The organism is Simiduia litorea (assembly GCF_042853465.1).
In the GTDB taxonomy this organism is placed as follows: Bacteria; Pseudomonadota; Gammaproteobacteria; order Pseudomonadales; family Cellvibrionaceae; genus Simiduia; species Simiduia litorea.
Genome location: NZ_AP031497.1, coordinates 3,365,344 through 3,386,872, shown reverse-complemented (window position 1 = coordinate 3,386,872; position 21,529 = coordinate 3,365,344). Strand labels below are relative to the sequence as shown.

At 50.6% G+C, this 21,529-nt stretch carries 20 protein-coding genes; 13 read left to right on the top strand and 7 right to left on the bottom strand.

The annotated features are described in order from the left end of the window. Positions 1-40 precede the first annotated feature (40 nt). A complete protein-coding gene (locus ACGHTT_RS15030; RefSeq protein WP_390591683.1) occupies positions 41-307 on the top strand; it encodes a hypothetical protein in 267 nt (88 codons plus the stop codon). Between the two features lie 8 nt (positions 308-315). Here the strand turns inward: ACGHTT_RS15030 and ACGHTT_RS15025 are convergent, their stop codons facing one another. Further along, entirely contained in the window at positions 316-948 is a 633-nt protein-coding gene (locus ACGHTT_RS15025) for a hypothetical protein (protein WP_390591682.1), read from the bottom strand. A 208-nt stretch (positions 949-1,156) separates the two neighbouring features. On the opposite strand from ACGHTT_RS15025, the gene ACGHTT_RS15020 reads away from it, so the two are divergent. Continuing rightward, a complete protein-coding gene (locus ACGHTT_RS15020; RefSeq protein ID WP_390591680.1) occupies positions 1,157-1,828 on the top strand; it encodes a YceH family protein in 672 nt (223 codons plus the stop codon). A gap of 178 nt (positions 1,829-2,006) precedes the next feature. On the opposite strand, the gene ACGHTT_RS15015 is transcribed toward ACGHTT_RS15020, so the two are convergent. The 3 genes from ACGHTT_RS15015 to ACGHTT_RS15005 form a co-directional block, all read right to left on the bottom strand. Further along, entirely contained in the window at positions 2,007-3,668 is a 1,662-nt protein-coding gene (locus ACGHTT_RS15015; protein ID WP_390591678.1) for a glycosyl hydrolase family 18 protein, read from the bottom strand. Between the two features lie 161 nt (positions 3,669-3,829). Further along, on the bottom strand, positions 3,830-5,173 hold the full coding sequence (locus ACGHTT_RS15010; RefSeq protein ID WP_390591676.1) for an isoprenylcysteine carboxylmethyltransferase family protein: 1,344 nt from the start codon (positions 5,171-5,173) through the stop codon (positions 3,830-3,832). Positions 5,174-5,259: 86 nt separating this feature from the next. Continuing rightward, positions 5,260-7,062, bottom strand: coding sequence for a glycosyl hydrolase family 18 protein (locus tag ACGHTT_RS15005; protein ID WP_390595066.1), 1,803 nt, complete (start codon positions 7,060-7,062; stop codon positions 5,260-5,262). A gap of 681 nt (positions 7,063-7,743) precedes the next feature. On the opposite strand from ACGHTT_RS15005, the gene ACGHTT_RS15000 reads away from it, so the two are divergent. The 11 genes from ACGHTT_RS15000 (at position 7,744) to ACGHTT_RS14950 (ending at position 17,908) form a co-directional block, all read left to right on the top strand. After that, positions 7,744-8,385, top strand: coding sequence for a class I SAM-dependent methyltransferase (locus ACGHTT_RS15000; RefSeq protein WP_390591673.1), 642 nt, complete (start codon positions 7,744-7,746; stop codon positions 8,383-8,385). Continuing rightward, on the top strand, positions 8,375-9,007 hold the full coding sequence (gene yfbR, locus ACGHTT_RS14995) for a 5'-deoxynucleotidase (RefSeq protein ID WP_390591671.1): 633 nt from the start codon (positions 8,375-8,377) through the stop codon (positions 9,005-9,007). Before ACGHTT_RS15000 ends, yfbR begins: the two co-directional genes overlap by 11 nt. A 32-nt stretch (positions 9,008-9,039) precedes the next feature. Continuing rightward, the gene (locus tag ACGHTT_RS14990) at positions 9,040-10,833 is read left to right on the top strand and encodes an amidohydrolase (RefSeq protein ID WP_390591669.1); all 1,794 of its coding nucleotides are present in this window, start codon (positions 9,040-9,042) and stop codon (positions 10,831-10,833) included. A gap of 87 nt (positions 10,834-10,920) precedes the next feature. Next, complete coding sequence (locus tag ACGHTT_RS14985) at positions 10,921-11,601, top strand: outer membrane beta-barrel protein (protein WP_390591668.1); 681 nt, start codon at positions 10,921-10,923, stop codon at positions 11,599-11,601. Between the two features lie 235 nt (positions 11,602-11,836). Next, entirely contained in the window at positions 11,837-12,538 is a 702-nt protein-coding gene (locus ACGHTT_RS14980) for an esterase/lipase family protein (protein WP_390591667.1), read from the top strand. A 455-nt stretch (positions 12,539-12,993) separates the two neighbouring features. Beyond that, complete coding sequence (locus ACGHTT_RS14975; protein WP_390591665.1) at positions 12,994-13,980, top strand: lipase family alpha/beta hydrolase; 987 nt, start codon at positions 12,994-12,996, stop codon at positions 13,978-13,980. Between the two features lie 78 nt (positions 13,981-14,058). Beyond that, on the top strand, positions 14,059-15,126 hold the full coding sequence (locus ACGHTT_RS14970; RefSeq protein WP_390591664.1) for a lipase secretion chaperone: 1,068 nt from the start codon (positions 14,059-14,061) through the stop codon (positions 15,124-15,126). A gap of 217 nt (positions 15,127-15,343) precedes the next feature. Then, positions 15,344-16,597, top strand: coding sequence for a DEAD/DEAH box helicase (locus ACGHTT_RS14965; RefSeq protein ID WP_390591662.1), 1,254 nt, complete (start codon positions 15,344-15,346; stop codon positions 16,595-16,597). 124 nt (positions 16,598-16,721) lie between these two features. Continuing rightward, entirely contained in the window at positions 16,722-16,958 is a 237-nt protein-coding gene (locus ACGHTT_RS14960) for a TIGR02647 family protein (RefSeq protein WP_390591660.1), read from the top strand. Positions 16,959-17,053: 95 nt separating this feature from the next. Further along, positions 17,054-17,386 (top strand): YajD family HNH nuclease, encoded by a 333-nt coding sequence (locus ACGHTT_RS14955; protein ID WP_390591659.1) that lies wholly within the window; start codon positions 17,054-17,056, stop codon positions 17,384-17,386. Positions 17,387-17,497: 111 nt separating this feature from the next. Beyond that, positions 17,498-17,908: an ExbD/TolR family protein gene (locus tag ACGHTT_RS14950; RefSeq protein ID WP_390591657.1), complete on the top strand. Its 411-nt coding sequence runs from the start codon at positions 17,498-17,500 to the stop codon at positions 17,906-17,908. Between the two features lie 67 nt (positions 17,909-17,975). On the opposite strand, the gene ACGHTT_RS14945 is transcribed toward ACGHTT_RS14950, so the two are convergent. The 3 genes from ACGHTT_RS14945 to ACGHTT_RS14935 form a co-directional block, all read right to left on the bottom strand. Then, positions 17,976-19,325: a sodium-dependent transporter gene (locus ACGHTT_RS14945; RefSeq protein ID WP_390591656.1), complete on the bottom strand. Its 1,350-nt coding sequence runs from the start codon at positions 19,323-19,325 to the stop codon at positions 17,976-17,978. A 91-nt stretch (positions 19,326-19,416) separates the two neighbouring features. Continuing rightward, positions 19,417-19,893 carry an SsrA-binding protein SmpB gene (smpB, locus tag ACGHTT_RS14940; protein WP_390591654.1) on the bottom strand — a complete coding sequence of 159 codons (477 nt, stop codon included), beginning with the start codon at positions 19,891-19,893 and terminating at the stop codon, positions 19,417-19,419. A 140-nt stretch (positions 19,894-20,033) separates the two neighbouring features. After that, positions 20,034-21,467: a sodium-dependent transporter gene (locus ACGHTT_RS14935; protein ID WP_390591652.1), complete on the bottom strand. Its 1,434-nt coding sequence runs from the start codon at positions 21,465-21,467 to the stop codon at positions 20,034-20,036. Between the last annotated feature and the right edge of the window lie 62 nt (positions 21,468-21,529).

Genomic DNA, 21,529 nt, shown 5'->3' with positions numbered 1-21,529 from the left:
GAGCAATCTACATCAAACGATAGAAAGTAGATTTGAAAACATGGATATCTCATACACCTATTTTTTTCTGGCCTTCATTGTGTTGGCGCTTTGGATTATTCCCGCCAGTGTGTTGACGTTTAAGGTGGCAAGTAATGATGTATTGCCTAGGTCTTTTAAGCGCCAGTTGATTATGCCCATGTGGTATGTGCCGCTTGTTGGAAATCTCGTGTGTTACGTTCAGTTTGCCAAGCTGGGTAAGTTGCAGTCACTCTCCGCAGCAGAGCATAGAAGTATTTGGGCTGCCTACAGAAGTACAAGGCGCTGATAGTTTATTCAACGCTGCTTCTTCTTCGGTAAACTCATCATTAAAAAGCCTGAAAATGCTGGATTGCTTGGGCTAAGGCATTTATCTACCTGTTCTTTCATTTGTGTTAATTGCACGCGATAATTTAGGTAAAAATCCCAGCTGGGTGTGGGTTTGTAGGTAAGGTCTTGGAGCTCAAAATAACTGACGACGCCCTTGGCGGTGGTCGGTTTGATAAACACCTCATCTTGCAGCCGGTAATAGGCCGGCAGTGCCGAGATAATCGACCACTTGGCGAGTTTGTCCATTTTCAGCAGGTCGAGTTGCAAGTCAAAGCCGCTCTCGGCTTTCCCATGTAGCATCATCTTTGCGCTTTGTACCAATGCCTTTTTTTCATCGCTATTGCGGGTGTTGATAAAGGATTTAAATTTGGGCTTTTCAAACAACGAGATCATCGAGGAGCGGCTGATGACTTTTAACCAATCTTCGATTATTTGATTGGTGTTACTGAAGTTTCGTTTACCGAAGGCCTGTTGGCAAAAATCTGAAAGCTTTGTGACATTGTGCTTTTTGCCGATAGCCAACATCTCTGGGTGCTGAAAGCCACCTGGGTAGCGGTTGAGGAATGCCTGTTCGGCGAGTTTGAGACGTTTGAGGTGCATGGCGTTATTATCCTGAGTGCCGCGGCATGTTAATACAGGGCATAGATTATCAGTCTTTAGCGTACAGGTGGTGGCTAAGGTAGATTTATACGGCTTTTATAGGCTCGCTTCTGCGCGGTTGTTCACTAGTAGCCATATTTTCCATGTTTAGTACCGGGGACTAGTGCTAATCTAGTTTACGTGTTTTATTGAGTGTGAACTGACCGTTATGATCGAACTAACTTTATGTGAAACCCGCGTTATCGGTGTTCTGTTTGAAAAGGAGCACACCACGCCAGATCAATACCCACTGTCGCTGAATGCGTTGGTGAATGGCTGTAATCAGAAAAGTAATCGCGAGCCGGTGCTGGACTTGTCGGAACTTGAGGTGCAAAGCACGGTTGATAGTTTGTTGAAAAAAGGCTTAGTAACCACGGTGAATGTGGGTAGCCGCGTGGCTAAATACCGTCAGCGCTTCGGTAATACAGAGTTTGGCGATTTCAAATTCACCTTGAAAGAGCAAAGTTTGTTAAGCGTGCTGTTTCTACGTGGCCCCCAAACAGCGGGCGAGTTGCGTTTGCGTACACAGCGATTGTGCGAGTTTACCGATGTGGCAGATGTTGAGCGCGTGCTCGATGGTTTAGCCGATGTAGATACCACAGCTTATGTGGTGAAATTGCCGCGCGAACCGGGCAAGCGCGAGTGCCGTTATGCGCACCTGTTTAGTGGTGAGGTTGAAGTTGAGGTTGGTGTCGAAACGGCGCAAAGGTCTAGCAGTCCTCGTCAATCCGTGGCTGATTGTAGCTGTGCTGAGCGGGTGGCTGAATTAGAACAGCAGGTGAGCGCACTGCAAGATGACGTTGAATGGCTTAAGGCTCAATGGCAGTCACTCAACGGCTAAATAAAAAGCATCTTTCGTCGAGGCCATCTAAACCGATGTTTTTTAAAAGCACTTTTTAATAAGCGAGCAAAAAAAAGGCGTCTATGAAAGACGCCAAACAAGACACACCCGAGAAAATTTGTTATTGCAACGAAGGCTTTTTCGTCACGCTATTTTTTGCCTGCAGCTTTCCTTTACCTTACGGCAGATTATGCACATGGCTGCCCACTGGGCCGGAAAAGGCGCCCTTGTCGAACATGTCCCAGTTAATCGACCAGGTCATAACGCCATTAAAGGCGGGATAGGCTTGAGCCGGTGTTAGAGTGCCGCACTGGGTGCGCTTGGTGAGGCAATCCAGTGCGCGGTTTATGTCAGCCGTGCTGGCAAAACCGCTAGACGCTGCACGTGAGCCGGAAGGTAGAGCTAAGCCAATTTGTTCAGGCTTCAGCGGCGCAAAATTGCCCGCGCTACCACCGGCGAGTGGGAAGCCTTCCATGAGCATTAACGCTGAAGACACCATCATATCCACCGAGCCGGCCGCGTAAGCTTGACCGCGGTAGGGCGTGGATAAGCCGCCATTGTTGTACAGTTGCACGTGCAGTAAATCTAACTCGTTGCGCAGTTGATCAATCATTGGCAGGTAAGCGCCCCAAATACCCGAGTAGGCAACGAAGCCGCCTTGCACATAGGGGTGCTCTGGCGCCATAGACAAATACATGCTGGGGTAGCGTTGTTTCAGTTGTTTTACGGCAGCCACCAAATTGTTGATCACCGGTGCGCCGTGCATAACGCCGGCACCGGATTCCAGATCGATATCGATACCATCGAAACCGTATTCATCCATGATGGCAGCGGTGCTGTTCACAAAGTTGGTGACATTGGTAGCGGAATTTAACGTCACCGTACCGTTTTGGCCGCCGAAAGAGAGCACAACTATTTTTCCGGCGGCGCGTTTTGCGGCGATGTCGTCGATGAATTGCTGCTTGTTTAAACCGACATCTAAATTAAACGCTACCGAACCATTGCCGGCGTCGTCGGCAAAGGCGACCACTATCACATCCCACACATCTGACACTTGGGCGATGCGCACAAGACCCGAGCCATTGTCAAAGTTGTGCCAGTAACCTACCAAGGCATGCGCGGGTAATTTGCCGCTGTTGCCACCCGAGGATGAACCGCCGCTGGAGGAACTGCTAGAGGTGGAGCCCGAACTCGATCCACTGGACGAGGAACCGCTTGATGTTGAACCTGAACTTGAACCACCGCTGGATGAACTGCTTGACGAGCCGCAATCGCTCACTTGGGTCCAGGCATCTTGCCAGTGTGCGCCGGTGCCTGGTGCATAGGCCCATGCGGCATTAGAGGAACACCAGCCGGGAATATCGCAGCGGAATTCGTAACCGACATTGCTGACTAATTCACTCATGGCGTAATTGGTGCCGGCAACATAGGCGTTGGCACTGCAACTACCGCCACCGCTTGACGAGCCACTCGATGAGCCCGAGCCGCTTGATGTCGAGCCACTAGAGCTGCCGCTGGAAGTAGAGCCGCCCGATGATGAACTCGATGTGCTGCCAGATGAGCTGCCAGAAGAACTACTGGACGAGGAACTAGAAGATGAACTGCCGTCGCAGGCGCCATCGTAACGCCAGACGTCCCACGTGCCGGAGTGGGTCGCTGGATCGTCGGCTTGGGTCCACCATTTAGCGGTGTAGGCATTGTTTAAGTGGCGAACTTTACTTTCGCCTAAATACACGGCGCTATTACTCCAGCCATCGAGGTTGGTGCAATCGATGGCCAGCGCGGTACTGGAGAATAGGCCGACACCGATAAGCGTCAGCGCTAGGGGAAGTTGTTTCATGGTGTAACCCTCTACCTGTTATTAATTCTTGTGTCGTTTTACTTTTTCTTGCTTTTAGCTTGCAGTTCACAGTTCACAGTTCACAGTTCACAGCTAAAAGCGAGCAGCATATCCAACGCTTTTTCTGTCAGCTGTAAACTGTAAACGGTTTTTTTCTTGAATCATTTCACGTAAGCCGCGCCCTTTTCGACCGTTAGTTTTTGCGCGAATTTTTCGCCGTTCGCAAAGAGCTTTCCTGGCGCGAAACGCAACCAGGGCAGCCATCGACCGAGCCAGGCAAACATGCCGTGCTGCTCCATATAATTGGCGTAAACGACGTAATCGGTATCGCGCGATAAGTGCTTTTCTTCGGTGCGGGCGCGTAAAAAATACACACCATTGAGTAGAAGTAACATGGCGCATTGGCGCAGGGTTTGATCGAGGCTGGCCGAAACCATAAACGGCATTGAAATCATCCACCAAGATAAATTTTTACTGACGTAAGCTGGGTGCTTGGTAAATTGAAAGGGGCCGTTGGTGAGAATGCCGCGATGGGTGAGATTTGAGAAGCGAATACCAAAGGCCATGCTGGCCCACACGTAAATCATCAGCAACGCTAAAATGCCGGTGCCCCATAAACCGTAGGCCCAGGGAGTTTGCCAAAACCAATGGCCCCACGCTGGGCCTTGATCGTATTGAATGTAGGTGCCAGAAAATAAACTCCAGAACGGTTGATAACACATGAGTGCGACCGCCCAACCGAGCAGGCTTGGCTCGGTGGAACGAATGTGGCTGTCGAGTAGGCGCAAGGTAAATACGTAGCCGACGGTGACGATGAGCAGATCGATGTAATACAAAAAGTTAAACGCGAAATCGAACCACTGCTGAAATCCGCCGCTGAAAAGTTGGCTATTGCTGTTGAGCAGGGTGTCTAAGTTATTACCGAGGTAGACAAACATCAGCGGCAAGAAAAACAGTTTAACCAGCCAGCCTAGAAACAGTTGCCCGATATCGGCATTGGCGCGATCGGCATCGGTTATTGGCTTGGCTAAAATTAGGCGACCGAGCCGCCAGTAAGCGTCCTTTGGCGACTGCATGGCGCTGTCGACAAAGTAAAAATAGGGGATGGCGAGCACTAGCCAATAGGGTAAAAAGGTAAATAGAACGAAAAAGTAATGTTGATAAAAATCGCCGTGGTATTCCGGCAGAATCCAATACACCAATGCCACTAACCCGAGGCAGGCATAGAAGCCAATAAGTTTGGTGACGGTGCGGGGCCAATTGCCCCTGCGTTTATCTAACTGTAAACCGGCCGAGCTGTTGGTTTGCGGTTTCAATCGCCAAGCTTCAAGCAAAATAATCGGCAGGGCCAAGGCTAGGCAGACTAAAACAGCCACCGTGGTTCGCACAGGTAATTCAAGCTTGAAATATTTTATCGCGGCGACGGCCAGCAGTGAGCAAAGTAGCCCAACCACATTAATCCAAAGCCGTGTGGGTGATTCTGGTGTTGCATTAGCGTTTGCCATAACAAACTCCTCGAAAGGAAACCAGAGCGCGAACGCTCTGGTTAATCAGTGACATAGCGCGTGCCGAAACACGCGCAGACTTCGTTTTACTGATTGGTTTTTATGGCTTCAATCAATTCGCCGTTGCTGGTGTCGCCGCTTAATTCCCAGAAGAAAGCGCCGCCTAAACCTTGGCTGCGAATGTACTGCATTTTTCCGGCGATGGTGCTTGGGGTATCGTAGCTCCACCAGTTGTTGCCGCAGTAGGCGTAAGCCGTACCGGCAATGGTGCCGTTAGCGGGGCAGGTGTTTTTCAAGACTTTGTAGTCTTCAATGCCTGCTTCGTAAGTGCCTGGTGCCGCGCCAGTGGCCGAGCCGCCGGGTGCCGCTTGGGTAACGCCAGTCCAACCGCGACCGTAGAAACCAATACCCAAGAGAATTTTGTCGGCCGGAACGCCTTTGCTCTTCAGCACTTGCACGCCGTGATCCGAATAGAAACCAGGGGTTGGAATGCCAGCGTAGTTGTTGAGCGCCGAGTGCGGAGCGGTGGGGCCGTTCTTGGCAAACGCGCCGAAGAAGTCATAGGTCATCAGCATGTAGAAATCCAAGTACTGAGCTGCGCCGCCGTAGTCTGCTGCGTTAATTTTGGCTTCGCCTGCGCCAATAGCGGAGGTGACAAGTTTGTCGTTGCCGAAGCGATTGCGCAGCGCGCGCATCAAATCGGAATAACCGTAGAAGCCGCTGTTATCACAGCTTAAACCGCACTCGTTGGGGTATTCCCAGTCGATGTCGATACCGTCAAATACACCCGCCCAACGTGGATCGAATACTAAGTCGTAGCAAGAGTTGGCGAAGCTGCTGGCATTCGCCGCCGCTTGTCCGAAGCCACCAGACCAAGTCCAGCCACCGAAAGACCAAATCACTTTGATGTGTGGGTATTTGGCTTTGAGTTTGCGTAACTGGTTAAACGAACCGCGCAGTGAACCTGCATCCCAGCTATCGGCTACACCGTCAACGCTATCGGCGGCACTGTAGAAGCGGTCGTAATCGGCGTAGGCATCGCCAATCACACACTTACCGTTTTGCACGTTGCCGAAGGCGTAGAGGATGTGGCTAAGCTTGGCTGCCGAGCCGCTGGTGTCGATATTTTTCACGTGATAATTCCGGCCGTAAACGCCCCATTGAGCGAAATAGCCAATGACTTTATCGCCACCTGAGGATGAGCTGCCGCCGGAAGAACTTGAGCTACCAGAACTACTGGAAGTGGAACCGCTTGAGCTGCTGGTGGAGCCACTGGAGCTGCCAGAGCTGCTCGATGTTGAGCCCGATGAGCTACCTGAGCTAGAAGAACCGCTGCAGGTACCGTCGTTTTTCCAAGGGCCCCATTCGCCAGATGTGCTTGGGTTATCGCCTTGGGTCCAATACTTTGCCGTGTAGCCTGTACCTAAGTACTGCACTTTAGCACCGCCGTTGTAGATAGCGGTGGCATTCCAGAGTGGGATGCTGGCATCGCAGCTGCCGCCTGAGGATGAGCCACTGGATGAGCCTGATGAGGAGCCAGAGCTGGTGCTGCCGCCAGAGGACGTTGAGCCAGATGAGGTGCTGCCACCTGATGAGGTAGAGCCAGACGACGTACTGCCACCGGAAGAGGACGATGAGCTAGACGAGCCGCCGTCGCACACACCTAAGTTGGTCCAAGCTTCATTCCAAGCCCAGCCTTCGCCCGGTGCGTAAGGGCCGCCCACGGTACACCAGCCGCCAACTTTGCAGCTGTAAGCATTGGATAAGTTTTGCACCTGTGCGCCACTGGCATAGCTGGTGCCGTTACTGTATTGGGGTAAATTGGAACAGTCTGTAGCGTGGCCTTCTGCGGCAAAAGCGCCGAGCAGTAGAAGGGCCGAGAGTTTCATTTTCATGGTTAAATCCTTAGTGACTGTAATGAGTTGAAGACAGCCGGTGGGTTTGCACCCACTCAGGACACCGGGTTATTACCTCAGTTACCACATAACGCGACGCCTGCGACTATCGTTCGCAGAACTACCTATTGACTGGCTCGGTAAGGAGCCGACCTCTCGTCTTATTATTTTTTCTGGATCGTTTCTGATCGGCACGCCCTGTGCCTGGATTGCGATACCGCTGTGTGCATCCAAGGGTTTTTATTGTGGTTGCCCCTACTGCTTTCTCGTTTGCTGCTTAGCCTATCTGGCTATGCAGGTGGACAACGTTGTCAAATCTAGTGGTTGAGATACAACGTTGTCAAGGCGCGTTTAGCGCTGTGGGAGGCTCGTCCCAGTTTACTGATAAGTGTAAAAATTCGGTGAATAAGTGGCTATATGACGATAACGTCTGTAAATGTGTTGATTTTAACATGGTGTGGGTGGGCGAACTAATTCCCGTATCTCGCCGAAGTGTGATGTGTTTACGGCTTACCTGTCGCTTACTTAGGGCTTATGTGGTTCGATAGTCTCAGTTAGCCTAACTGTCATAGTGGGATGCTGATTGCATTATCGCCTTTGTATAAGTACCGCTGAGTTTGGTTGAGTGTGTTGTAATACCAAACCCTGTGCCTGCACCGTGCGAATTGTGACGACATGCAGACCGGAGTTTTGTTTCTTGTGGGTGACAAAAAAGCCATGTCCTTTTATGACCAACACAGCCTGCGTTTATTTACTCAATACCAGAGCGTTAGCGCTGAGCGAGTTCACGGCGCATGGTTGCATCTTTTACCGTCAACACCTGGGTTGGTTTGCGATATTGGTGCTGGTGCGGGTCGAGATGCCTTGTGGTTACATAGTCTGGGTTGGACGGTTGTTGCGCTAGAACCGGCGCAGGGTTTACGCACCCTCGCCAGAGCACACAGTCCATCAGCGATTGATTGGCTCGATGACGGTCTACCGAATCTATCCAGCCTAAGCGACCGAAAAGCGCAATTTGATTTAGTCCTTATCAGTGCCGTGTGGATGCACCTCGATCGGGCTCAGCGCGACGTGGCAATGGCCTCGGTCAGCCAATTACTTAAGCCCGAGGGGTTGCTGGTGATTAGTTTACGTTTCGGCCCCGACGACGGGCGAAATTTTTACACCGTACGTTTTACCGAGTTACACGCGAGTGCCGCTTTACATGGCTTGACCTGCGTATTCGAGCAACAGCAAGATGACGCTTACGGGCGCGAGCAGGTCGCCTGGCACACCGCCTGTTTTAAATGCCATGCACGAGGTAGCGATGACAACTAAGGTTAATAAAATCGAACTAAAAAGCCATTTCTTCGCCTATATCAGTAAAATTCGATGGATTATTCGCTGGGGCTTAAAGCGCAATGCTATTCCAGAAAATGTTATGGAACACAGCTGGGAAGTGGCCACTATTGCGCACGCGCTGGGGCTTATCCGCAATCGCATCTTTAATGGCAATGTGGATGCCAATGCGTTGGCGACGGCGTCTTTGTACCACGACTGCAGCGAAGTTATTACCGGCGATATGCCGTCGCCCATTAAATATCATTCACCTGCTATTCAGACGGCCTATAAGGCTATTGAGCATGAAGCAGAAAGTGAACTTGTGAGTTTGCTGCCAAAAGCATTGCAGGCAGATTTTGCCGCGGTGATGCTTGAGTCGCAATTGCCCGCCGAGCACAAGCAACTGATTAAAGCCGCCGACACGCTATCGGCTTACTTAAAATGCCAAGCTGAATTGGCCACAGGCAATCTAGAGTTCAGGAAGGCCGCCGAGGATATTCAGAAGCGCTTGGCCAGTTACCAATTACCTGAAGTCGAATATTTCCTACAGGTTTTTGCGCCCAGCTATAAGTTGACCTTAGATGAGCTGTTGAGCCCTAAACCTCACTCGGTACCCTAAAAAATGATCGCTCACCTAGGCCGTATATCAAAATGATCAGGCTGATTCGTTTCAAATTGTATGTAATTGTTTTCCTACTGCTTAGTACAGGTTTAGGTGCAACTTCAAATCCCCCTGAGCTGGTGGCGGATCGGATTTTTTCGGGTGGCACTATTATTACGGTTAATGATGAGCAGCCCCTTGTACAAGCCGTGGCGATTAAAGCAGGGAAGATAATCTTTGCCGGTGATCTTGTGCTGGCGAGAGCCTACGCCAATGATGAAACTGATTGGGTCGACCTTTCAGGTAATACTTTACTGCCAGGTTTTATCGATGCGCATACACACCCGATATTGTCGGCCTTGATGGGGAAAACGGTCGATGTATCGGGTTTTAAGCATCGAAATTCTGATGCCGTGTGGCGTAGTTTGCGCGAGGGCGTGGCGAGCGCGAGTGCGGGCGATTGGGTGATTGCCTATGGCTGGGACCCAGCCATGCTGAATGACTTAGCGGCGCCAACGATGGCGCAATTAGATGCGCTAGCGCCAAACAACCCTTTACTCATTATTACTCAAACATTACACACAGCGTTTGCCAATAGTCAGGCGTTCGCGTTGGCCGGTGTGACCAAGGAGACGCCCGACCCCGGCGGTGGTGCTTTCGAAAAAGATGCGGAGGGTGAGCTAACGGGCACCGTAATTGAAGTTCCCGCCATCGCGTATTTTAAAAAGGTTACACCCAGATACCCGCGGGCCGCCTATCAATATCTATTAGAAAACCAGATGCAAACTTATGCGCGCGCAGGTTACACAACAATTGTCGCGCCGGGACTTCAACCTCTTATGCCTCAACCTATTGAAGCGATTCAGTTTGCTACCGACTATGTCGGTGCACCGGTTCGGTTGCGCACTTACCCGCTCGCGCAAACGCTCGATGCCGCGAATGAGGCAGGTGCTCTCTATGGTTCCCATCAAGGCAGTGAAAGGTTCGCTGTACTGGGGGTGAAGTTATGGGTAGATGGCTCGCCTTACGCCGGTGGCATGGCAATGGCAGAGCCTTATCTCGACACCGTGCTAACTCAAAAAGCCCTAGGTATTCCGGCGGCGAGTCGCGGTCATTTAACTTACAGCGACGCCGAACTGAATGCGCTAGTGCAACACTATCACGATGCCGGTTGGCAGATCAGCGCGCACGCACAGGGTGAGCGTGCAGTGGACCAGTTTTTGAATGCCGTCGCGCTTGCTGCAGACAAGAACCCTCGCGTTGATCATCGTCACCGCATGGAACACCTCGCGCTTATTACTCAGGCACAGCTCGCGCGAGCCAAGCAACTGGGCGTGACCACCTCGTTTTATATTGAACATATTCGCTATTATGGTGAAGCCTTGCGCGATTTTATTGTCGGGCCTGAACGGTCTGAGCGATTTATGCCGCAAGCCTGGGCCTTGGCTGCTGGGCATCACGTCAGCTTTCACACCGACAGCCCCAGTTCACCGTTGAATGTATTTAACGCCATGCAAACCTCGGTTACACGCCAAAGCCAGGTGAGCGATGTTGTGATTGGAGCGGATCAAAAAGTTAGCCCTGAGCAAGCGCTGAAAATGTTAACGATAGATGCCGCTTGGCAAATTTTTGAAGAGGACAATTTGGGCAGTATCGCGGCTGGAAAAAAAGCAGATTTTACTCTGCTCAGCGGTAACCCATTAACGCTGCCTGTCAGCGAGTGGACCGAGTTAAGCGTCGTGAATACCTTTATCGATGGCGAGCCGGTTCAGGCCGATGGTTTTACCTTTAGAAAATTGACGCTGTTGGCGCAAGCTGGGTGGCAAGTAGTTTTTGGCGAATAAGCATATCGCTTGGCGCTTATTCACATGGGTCCCTTTATATTCTTTTTTATTTCTGACGGTTAATTTTACAGGGAGTTTAACCCTATCATGGTAAAGGCGTTTGTTGTTTTGTCGGCGGCATTATTGTGTGCCGCTTTATGTCACGCTGAGCCGAGCGAACGTTACTTACAAGGCATGGTTGGCTGGTTGCAGGCCGATGATGTTTGGCAGATAGACGCTGACTCCAGCGGCCAACCCTTGGCAGCAGATCTAGGTGACTTATTGTACGGTGGCGGTGCTGTGCAGATGAATTTTGGTAACACAGCGCTTGAGTACGGCTACGAGACGGGCGGTTTAGTGTCGTTTAAAAACGATGCCCGTTATGTCGCGGCTGCGGGCGATAACGGCGGTGCCGTTGGCGCGAAGATTGATAATGAATTTTGGTTGGTCGATCTCTATATGGGCGCTTACACCGGCATTCACTTGGGCGATCATTTACGATTTTATGTCAGTGTTGGGCCGGCATTACTCATCGGCTCCTTAGATGTAGACGACAGCGAGCCGGTGTCTATACCGCAATCTGGAACTGTCGTGGTTTCCTCCGCGGGCAGACACACCAAAGGCGCGCTGGGTTTTTACGGCAAGTTAGGTGTTGATATTCTTTTCGACAGTGGTATTACCCTCGGCGCTAGCTTGCGCCAGGTCAATGCTAAGTTGGATTTCGGCGCTGCCGGCGAGATGCAGTTCAATGATCCGCAGTACTTTATAACGGTTGGAAAAAAATTCTGAGCTTTTTTGTTTGGCAAGCTGCCAGTCCAGCCCTACAAGCCTCAAACTCTACCCGCCATGCTACTTTGGTCTAGTGGCCTAGCTCTGTTTTAGGGAGTAGCGTTCAGGACCTTGGTATAACAAAAATGTCACAGCCTAATTTTTGGTAACGATGTAGATGAATCTGTGATTCTTTTCACGGTGCACGATAGATTTTGCTGGCGTAAAACATCGTGCCTTGAATAGGGTATGTAAGATGAAACAACGTTCACTCCCGCTGTCTACTTTGGTTACTATTCTTCTGTTCAGTTTCTCGGCGTTCGCACAGGCGGCGTGCAAAGATAATGTAGTGCTGGTGCATGGTAACGCCGGCTCGCCCTCAGATTGGTCTGCTACTTATGACGAACTGCGTGCGCGAGGTTGGGCTGCCAATCAAATATTTCGGCCCGATTGGGGCTCAAAAACCTGCGCGGCTTGTAACAATCACAGCGGTTCTGAGGAAACCCCGGTAAAAAATGCATTGAGTTCCGCGCTCGCGCAATCTTGCACGGGTAAAGTTGATGTTATTGGTCATTCAATGGGAGTGACCCTGGCCGCGCAGCAGATTATTAAACTCAGTATGGCGTCTGAAGTCGACGCTTTTGTGGCCATCGCCGGTGCCTACCGAGGCTTGATGTCCTGCGGTGTTTATCCCTTCTATGTCTACAGCACCACCTGTGGTGCACAGGGCCTTTCGGTGTCTAGCCCGTTTTTAGACTGGCTCTATGGAAAAACCTTGGGTGCTCGTGTTTATTCCATGAAAAGTTGGGTGGATCAAATTGTTTGTGGTACAGGTAGTTGCTTAATTTATGGTGTCCATTCGAGTCAAATTGCCGGCGAGACGCAGAGCTTTAGTTTTAATTACGGTCATTTCGGTCTGCAGAGCTATACCGCAATCGAACAGGTCAATCTCCTATAACCTTGTGTGAGCCTCAGTGATCCCAGTGACTTTTGGCGGCGCTTTAGCCGCCATTTTTTTGGTTTTAACTTTGCCTCGAGAGTCGCGCTGTAGTGAAAATCTGAAATGCCTTGTTAGTACGATCGTTTCATCTTATGTTACCTATACCTCGACGGTTACCGCGAAATTATCGGACTCTATAGTCACTGTTTACTTTCCGTAACGATGACCGATCCGTCACAAAAATTCGTACCTGCAAATTGTCTTTCCGAGCCAACCTCACTATTGTTTTTTTACATTCAAACAGCTCGCGTGGGCGGTAATAGAGGTAGCCACGAAACAACTTGGTGGTGCGACGTTTCGAGATCGTGCGGCTGAATTGTTCTGAGGATGTTGAGGCGTTTTGGCTCCGCCATGGAGCGAATAACGCGCTCAAAAAAATAAATATAAAAATAAACCTCAAGTAAGGACGTGCAATGAAAATCAAACATGTATTGATGTTGGTTATTCTCAGTTGTAGCTTTTCGATTCCTCAGGCCTTCAGTGCCGATAGTTCCGGTCAAACCAAATACCCGATTGTGCTGGTGCATGGCTTGTCAGGCTTTGACAGTATTCTGGCTGATTATTTTTATGGCGTTAAAGGCGCCTTGCGCGGCGTTGGCGCTAGCGCGGTGTACACGCCGCAGGTAACAGGTTACGAAAGCAATGCCGCCAGAGGTGAGGAGTTGTTGGCCTATGTGCAGCAGTTGTTAGCTGTGACGGGCGCCGCTAAAGTGAATTTAATCGGGCATTCCCAAGGCGGACCCACGGCTCGCTATGTGGCGTCAGTAAGGCCGGATTTGGTCGCCTCTGTGACCTCTGTTGGCTCGCCACACTTTGGTTCGCCGGTGGCTGATTTAATCAAAGATTCGCCCTTGGAAGGACCCACGCTTGCTATTGGTAATGCCGTGGGTGTTTTGTTGGCGGCACTGTCTGGCGATACGTCGCAGCAACAAAACGCTATGGGTTCTTTAGAATCTTTAAACACTCAGGGCGCCAAGGCGTTTAATACGATTCACCCGCAGGGTTTACGCACCGGCAGTTGTAAAACCACGCCCACCTACAATGCGGGTTCTTGGTGGTGGCCTAACTATGTTAAAAATTATTCGGTGAATGATGGTGCACATCAGGTTAATGGCGTGCGCTATTACTCCTGGAGTGGCATCTACACACCGCTTTTCGATTCAAATGTTCTCGATTTAGCCGATGGCTTACTGAGTGTGACATGGCTCGCGATTGGTGAAACTAACGATGGCCTAGTGGGGCGCTGTTCTTCTCACATGGGTAAAGTTATTCGCGATGATTACACCTTAAATCACGCCGATGAAATTAATGGCATGTTTGGTTTGCGTGGGCTTTGGTCTTCTAACCCTGTGCAAATCTACGTAGAGCACGCGCGACGCTTGAAGGCTGCCGGCCTCTAGCGCTTCATCGCGTACAGGGGCTGCGCTGCAGTCCCATAGCTTTAATAGCCGCTACCTAAAACAAACAAAATAAAGATCATGAAGAAACCCCTGCTCGTTGCCGCCTTTTTTCTCGTCAGTCTTGGTGCTGCTCAGTTTTTTAACAATGTCGAAAACAGGTCGTCCATTGCTGACGTTGGAGCTCACGTAGATATTAATGGAGTTGCTGGCGATTTGGCCTCAGGTGAGAAAACCTTGCCCGCTGAAGACATCACAGCCCTGGTGCAAACGGCTACTGAGCCGGAACTGGCCTTTGCGACATTTATTAAAACCCTGCCGGCATCATTGGCGGGGCAGCCTGCACCTGAGCCGTTAACTGTAAATGACCAAGGCGAGCTGGTGGTTGATAGCCAGATACGATTTTTATTCGAACACTACCTATCGGCGCTCGGTGAAGAGCCATTGGAAAATATCGTGGCGCGTATTCACACCGCGCTGCAGACACAGCTTTCCGGCGTTAATTTGGATCAAGCCGTGGCGTTAATGGAAGCCTATTTACAGTACCGAAATTACTTAGGTGAAGTAAAAAATGACCTGATTGGCAATAGCGCCGGACAGGCTTATGCGCTGGATCGGGTCGCGCACATGCAGCAGCAGATTAGATCCGAGCGTTTGCGCTTTTTTTCCGAAGCGGACAGTCGCGCACTGTTTTCACAAGACGACCAATACGATGACTATCAAATGCAGCGAACGCAGGTCATCGCCGATGCACAGCTCACGCCACAGGAGCGACAAGCGGCCTTGGCCCATATTGAAGAGCAGGCGCCAGCGTGGATACGTGAGACTGAGCAACAGTCAACCTTAGTGACGCGCGTCAGAGCCGAAGAGCAGGCGCTTAGAGCGCAAGGTGCGGACGCCGAAACGCTCTACACTACCCGTGAAAAAGCCTATGGAACAGATGCGGCACAGCGCTTGGCATTGGTCGATCAAGAAAATCAGCACTGGCAGGCGCGCGTTAATGACTATCAAATCGAGCTGCAGTCACTGGTGGCTAGCAGCAACGGCGGTACAGTGGATACCAATTTACTGCAGGCCTTGCGGCAGGCGCATTTTCAGGGCCCAGAGTTAGTGCGTATTGCCGCGCTCGATGGCGAGGCAGGGCTTTAGCTTGGGTCGCATGTGGCAAAGTGGGCTGATCTGGTGTTGACTACGGTTCAGCAAAATCCCAACTTCACGCCCCAATGAGCGCTTCAACGAGTAGCTCAGCCAGCATTTCTATATACCGTGGTTGCAGCTGTCCAAGCCTTTTACCTAACGGCTCAGGGCAAAACCCCCTATAATCCCCGTCCGATTATGAAGCTATTGGTTTTGCCGAGGACGCCCTATGTTGTTTTCTTCCCTAGATTTAGCCCCTGATCTCCAAAAGGCAGTAGATGCTTGTGGCTATCGGCAAATGACACCCATTCAGCAGCAGGCCATTATTCCTGCGCGGCGGGGTAAAGACCTTCTCGCCAATGCACAAACCGGCACCGGTAAAACCGCCGCGTTTACCTTGCCTATTCTGCAACAAATGCACGACAAGCCCAAAGCCACCCAAGCTAATAGTCCACGGGCGCTGATTTTGACGCCCACGCGAGAATTGGCCGAGCAGTTGGGTGAAACGGTTAAAGCCTACGCACAATTCTTGCCGTTTAAAGTGCTCGCTATTTATGGCGGCGGCAAGCTCAGCGCCCAAGAGAAGAAGTTGTCTGCCGGTGTGGATGTTTTAATCGCCACCCCGGGTCGCTTACTGGAGCATCTCGTTGCTTGTACCGTGAGTTTGGCGCAGGTGGAATTTCTCGTGATGGATGAAGCCGATCGCATGTTAGACATGGGCTTTATCACCGATGTCACGACGCTACTGCAAAATACCAACAAGCAGCGCCAGACCTTATTGTTCTCTGCCACCAGCTCTCAGGCTGTGCGCAACCTGGCCAACAAACTGTTGAAGAGCCCGCAAATTGTCAGCGTAGCTAAACAGAATGCCACAGCCGATACCGTCGAGCATGTAGCTTATCCGGTTGAAGAAAGACGTAAAGCTGAATTGCTGATTACCTTAATAGAAGAAAAAAATTGGTATCAGGTATTGGTATTCACCAGTACCAAGGCGCAGGCCGACCAATTAATGTTGGCGCTTAAAGCGGAAAAAATTGCCGCCGCTCTGTGTCACAGTGATATTAGTCATGGTGCGCGTCGGCGGGCCTTGGCTGATTTTAAAGACGGTAAAATACAAGTGTTGATTGCCACTGAAGTTGCCGCGCGCGGTTTGGATATTGACGGACTAGAGCATGTGGTTAACGTCAATCTTCCCTATCTAGCTGAAGACTATGTGCACCGTATTGGCCGCACCGGTCGCGCCGGCAAAAAAGGCCAGGCGATTTCTTTTGTCAGTCGCGAAGAAGAGCGTGCACTGAATAATATTGAACGATTGATTGGCGCCAAAGTGAAGCGCATTAGCATGCCCGGTTTCGAAGTTACTGGGCGCGACCAATTAATGGATAAGGTCGCTAAAGCACCAGCAAAACAACGGGCCAATAAAACCAGTCAAACAAAAATCATTCGCACTAAAATTACCAAGGTCAAAGATAAAAAGCGCTAGCCTAGGCTTTGGTTTTAAGCGCAATAATCACTTGGCAAGGCGGGAGTAAGGCTGCTAATGTCAGAGTCATGTGGGGCGGATACTATCGGCGCCTCTTGGTTGAAAAACGTACAGTGAGGCGTTTATGATTTTGACTAACGAATTGCGCGATGAAATTAGTTTGTTACTGCAGTTTGATATGAGCAGTGCTCAGGCAGGTTTAAAGGTGCACAGTAAAGCAAGCCCTGAATCTGTCGCCGCCGCAAAGCGCTTGTTTGATAAAGGGCTAGTGGATCACGTAGACGGGGGTTACCTCACTGCACTTGGGCGCGAGGCTGCAGAGCACTTACACGCCGCGTGTCGGAAGTTAATTGTAAAATAGTTTAAGCATTTTAACGGCCACTGAGTGCGATGCTCAGCGGCGCGCATTGTTGATCGGTAAGTCCTCGCTAGGCGATAGTGAATAGGCGTTATTTTATGTCTTCTCAAAAACCTCCATCAAGTTATCTGCAACAGGAAAAAGGTTATCGCGACCGCGCCTTGAAAATGTACCCTTGGGTATGTGGGCGCTGTACACGCGAATTTGTCTATTCCAACTTGCGCGAGTTAACTGTGCATCATCGCGACCATAATCACGACAACAACCCATCCGACGGCAGCAATTGGGAGTTATTGTGCATTTATTGCCACGATATGGAGCACGCTAAATTTCACGAACATATCCTCTACGGCTCGACAAAACCTAAGGAGTTAGCGCCGGCCACCCACAACCCGTTCGCTAATCTGAAAGATTTGATGACTAAGAAGTGAGCGGCTGATAGGTATTACCAAGCAAACATCTGTTTGTTAAATATTTCGCTTTTTTACTCTACTTTGTTTGCTCTGAACTATGCTTTGAGTGTCTATTCAAAGGAGTGTTCTATGAGAAAGCAACCTGCGCTAGCCGAAGATTCAGGCGATATTGATTTAACACCTATGTTGGATGTGGTGTTTATTATGTTGATCTTTTTTATCGTCACGGCTTCTTTTGTGAAGGAATCCGTGATTGACACTGCTATCCCAGACCAGCCACCGGTAACGGAGCGCACTGAAACGCCATCGATACTGGTTGAGGTACGCGCAAACAATGAAATATGGATGGAGCAGCGGCGGGTGGATATTCGCGCAGTGCGCGCCAATATTGAACGCATGCATGCAGAGAGTCCTGAGGCGCCCGTAGTTATTCAGGCGCACGTAAAGTCGACCGCTAAAATGTACGTGGCTGTAGCAGACGCTGCGCGCGAAGCTCGGGTCTACTCGGTGGCGTTAATGCCGGTGAGTGATTCTATTTAGGCTTAGTCATGGCCATAAAAAAACCCGCATCAGCGGGTTTTTTTATGGCTCAAACTTTTGTTTGCAACTAGCTCAGTGAGTGCCAAAAGGTAGCAAGTATTAACAGCGGGCAAATGACCTTCACGTAGAGCGGCCATATTTTCCAAAACAAGCTGTCTTCAATATCATCGTGGCCTTCTTTGAGTTCTTTAAGCAGCAAGTTGCGCTTAAAAATCCAACCGCAGTAAAGGCAAATAGCGACGCCTAGAAGGGGTTCAGAGTATTTGGTGGTTAAGTCGATCACGAAGCCAAATAGCGTGCCAAAATTGAAAATAATTAGCGCACTGATGGCAAAAATACTTGAGCCAATGGCGATGGCTGCCACTGGCCGACGAACATTGAAGCGCTCTACTGCCAGAGATACGGGCACTTCTAACATGCTGATGGATGAGGTCAGTGCGGCGATAGTCATGAGTGCGAAAAACGCCAGTGCGACAAAGTCGCCGGCGCCGCCCATGGTGTTAAACAGGGCCGGCAGCACTTGGAAAATCATATCTGGGCCGCCAATGAGATTGCCAGCATCGTCGAGGATGGTGACGCCGGCGTGCTGTGCGACGTACATGGCGGGCAGAATAAGTAGCCCGGCAATGAAGGCGATACCCACATCCACAACCGTCACAATAGCGCCTAAACGCGGCAGGCTGTCGTCTTTGGATAGGTAGGAACCATACACCAACATGGTGCCCACGCCGAGGGACAGTGAGAAAAAGGCTTGGCCCATGGCGCTAATAATCAGCGAGGGTTCAAACACCCGGCTCATGTCGGGCAGCAAGTAGACTTTCAGGCCTTCCATTGCGCCCGGTTGTGCCACGACGTAGGCGATGAGCAGGCAGAGTAGGCCCATGAGTACGGGCATCAGGCGGCTAGACCATTTCTCGATGCCGTTCTGCACGCCGCTGGAAATAATAAATAAGGTGAGACCAGCAAATATAAAGCTGGAAAATAAATTTCTATCGATAGAGTCGGTAGTGAGCCATTGGGTCGCTGTGTCGGCACTGACGAGATCGGTGGCGGATGCGAACAGGTAGCAAATCATCCAGCCAGCCACGATGGTATAAAAGCTTAGGATCAGGCTAGCCACAATCACGCCATAAAAACCCGTGGCGCGGCCGATGTTGTTAATAATGGGTTTGTCCGACAAGCTGCCGAGCGCGGTCACGATATTGGCGCGGGCGTGGCGACCGATCACGAGTTCGGCCATGAGGGCTGGATAGGCGAGCAAAAACGCTAAGACTAAATACACGACAACAAAGGCGGCGCCGCCGTTGCTCGCTGTTTGGGTGGGGAAGCCCCAGATATTGCCTAGGCCCACCGCTGAACCGGCGGCCGCCATAATGAAACCAAAGCGGGTGGTAAATTGACCTCTAGGTGCACTCATGAACGCGTCCATCTATCCGTTATTATTGTTTGAGTAGGTATTAGGCCTACTTACTTAGGTATAGAACGGCTCAGCGGGGAAAATCCACAAGTTAACGGTTGTGGTCTCGCACCACGCGTTGTTTTTCGCGATTCCAGTCCCGTTCTTTTTCGACATTGCGCTTGTCGTGCTCGGCCTTACCTTTGGCCAGTGCGATGGCGGCTTTGACTAAATGGCCCTTCCAATACAGTGCGGTGCACACGCAGGTGTAGCCCTTTTGGTTGACGCCTTCTTGCAACTTGTCCAACTCGCGTCGATTGAGCAGTAGCTTGCGTTTGCGCTTAGCGTCCACCACGAAATGGGTGGATACCGTGTTCAGAGGCGATATCAACGCGCCGTGTAACCACGCCTCGCCTCGGTGCAGTTCAACGAAGCTATCTACTAGCTGAATGCGGCCGTCGCGCAGGCTTTTTACTTCCCAGCCTTGCAGGGCAATACCGGCTTCAAACTTGTCTACCAAGTGATAGTCGAAGCGCGCCTTTTTATTCTGCGCGATGGTGTTGTCGAGGGGTTTCTTTGCTTTTGCCATAGGGGCGCGATTATATAGAGGCTGACGACTGGGAGCCAGAGTCATGGGTGAATAATAAAAAGCTAGCGGTGATTGGTGCTTGAGGTTAGACGGCACCACTTATGGGCAGTGGTGCCTTACTGAAAGCTGGCTGCGCTTGATTAGAAGCCAATGCTCGCCAAGAGCGACGCGCCGAAGAATTTGATCGCCACTGTGTTAATAAAAATGAGCGCCAAAATAACGGGAATAAAGGTGCCTAAGGAGAAGTGCATGTAGCGCTCTAAGAAAGATCCCTTAAAGCCATCGTCACCGGTTTCCAGCTCGGCATCTAAGTTGTGCTTTTTCCAGCGATAGATGACGAACAAGCAAATGAGCAAGCCGTTTAATGGGAGGATCGTGTCGTAAAACACATCGTATACCACATCGAAGAGCGACTTAGTGCTGCCGGCGTATTCGGTAAACTCGGTGAGCCAGCCGACCATGCCGAAGGAGGCGGTGCAGGCGATGGTGAACAGAATCATACCGAGATTTAGCACTAAAAGGGATTTTTTGCGGCTGTAGCCTTTCTGGTCAACTAAGCTCGCGGCCGGCACTTCGATAATGGACACCAGCGACGTGAGCGCAGCGAAAAAGACCAATAAGAAAAACACACTGGCCACCACGCTGGCGCCGAAATAGCCAACGCTGCCTTGTAACGCTAAAAAGATTTTAGGCAGGAAGGTAAAAATCAGGCTAACGGATGAATCTGACAATTGGGTTGGATCGGTTTGCGGGTTGAAGCTAAAGATGGCCGGTAAAATCATGAGGCCAGCACAGAAGGCGACACTGGTGTCGGCAATGGCGACCATTTTCGCCGAGCTGGCAATAGAGCTACGTTTGTCCATATACGAGCCGTAGGTAATCAGGATGCCCATGCCGAGGCTCAAGGAGAAAAAGGCTTGACCGAGCGCACCACTGACCACGGGGCCGGTAATTTTACTGAAGTCTGGAATCAAATAGAATTTGACCCCGGCCATGGCATTTTCTTGGGTTAAAACGAAGATGACCATACCGATAAGCATTAAAAACAGTGCCGGCATGAGAATTTTTGCACTGCGCTCAATGCCCTCTTTAACACCGCCCACCAAAATGAGGTTGACGATACCGATAACCACGGCCAAGTGTATGAAGATATCGCCGCCGTTGATAAACGCTCCAAAGGTTTCGGGTTTGGCCAGTTCGGCCAAATCGCCGGTTAGGGCGTTGTATAAGTATTCGAAAATCCAGACGGTGATGACGGTGTAAAACACGGCAATCATGAAGGGCGTAATGGTCGACAGCCAACCGGCTATGCTCCAGGGCTTATTGTTGTTAGTTAAGCTGGCATAGCTGCCTAATGGCCCTTTGGCGCTGTTTCTGCCAGCGGCCAGCTCGGCCATCATCACCGGTACGCAGATGGTAAAAACAAAAATGGCGTACATCAGCAAGAAAGCCCCGCCGCCATTTTTTGCTGCGTTGACGGGAAAACCCACCAAGTTGCCTATGCCCACCGCAGAACCCGCTGCCGCAAGCACAAACCCTAAACGGGAACCAAATTGCTCTCTAGATGCCGCCATAATATGTCACTTCTTCATCATTATTTTTGGATGTGATTTGCATTGAAGAGCCGTTAGCGCTT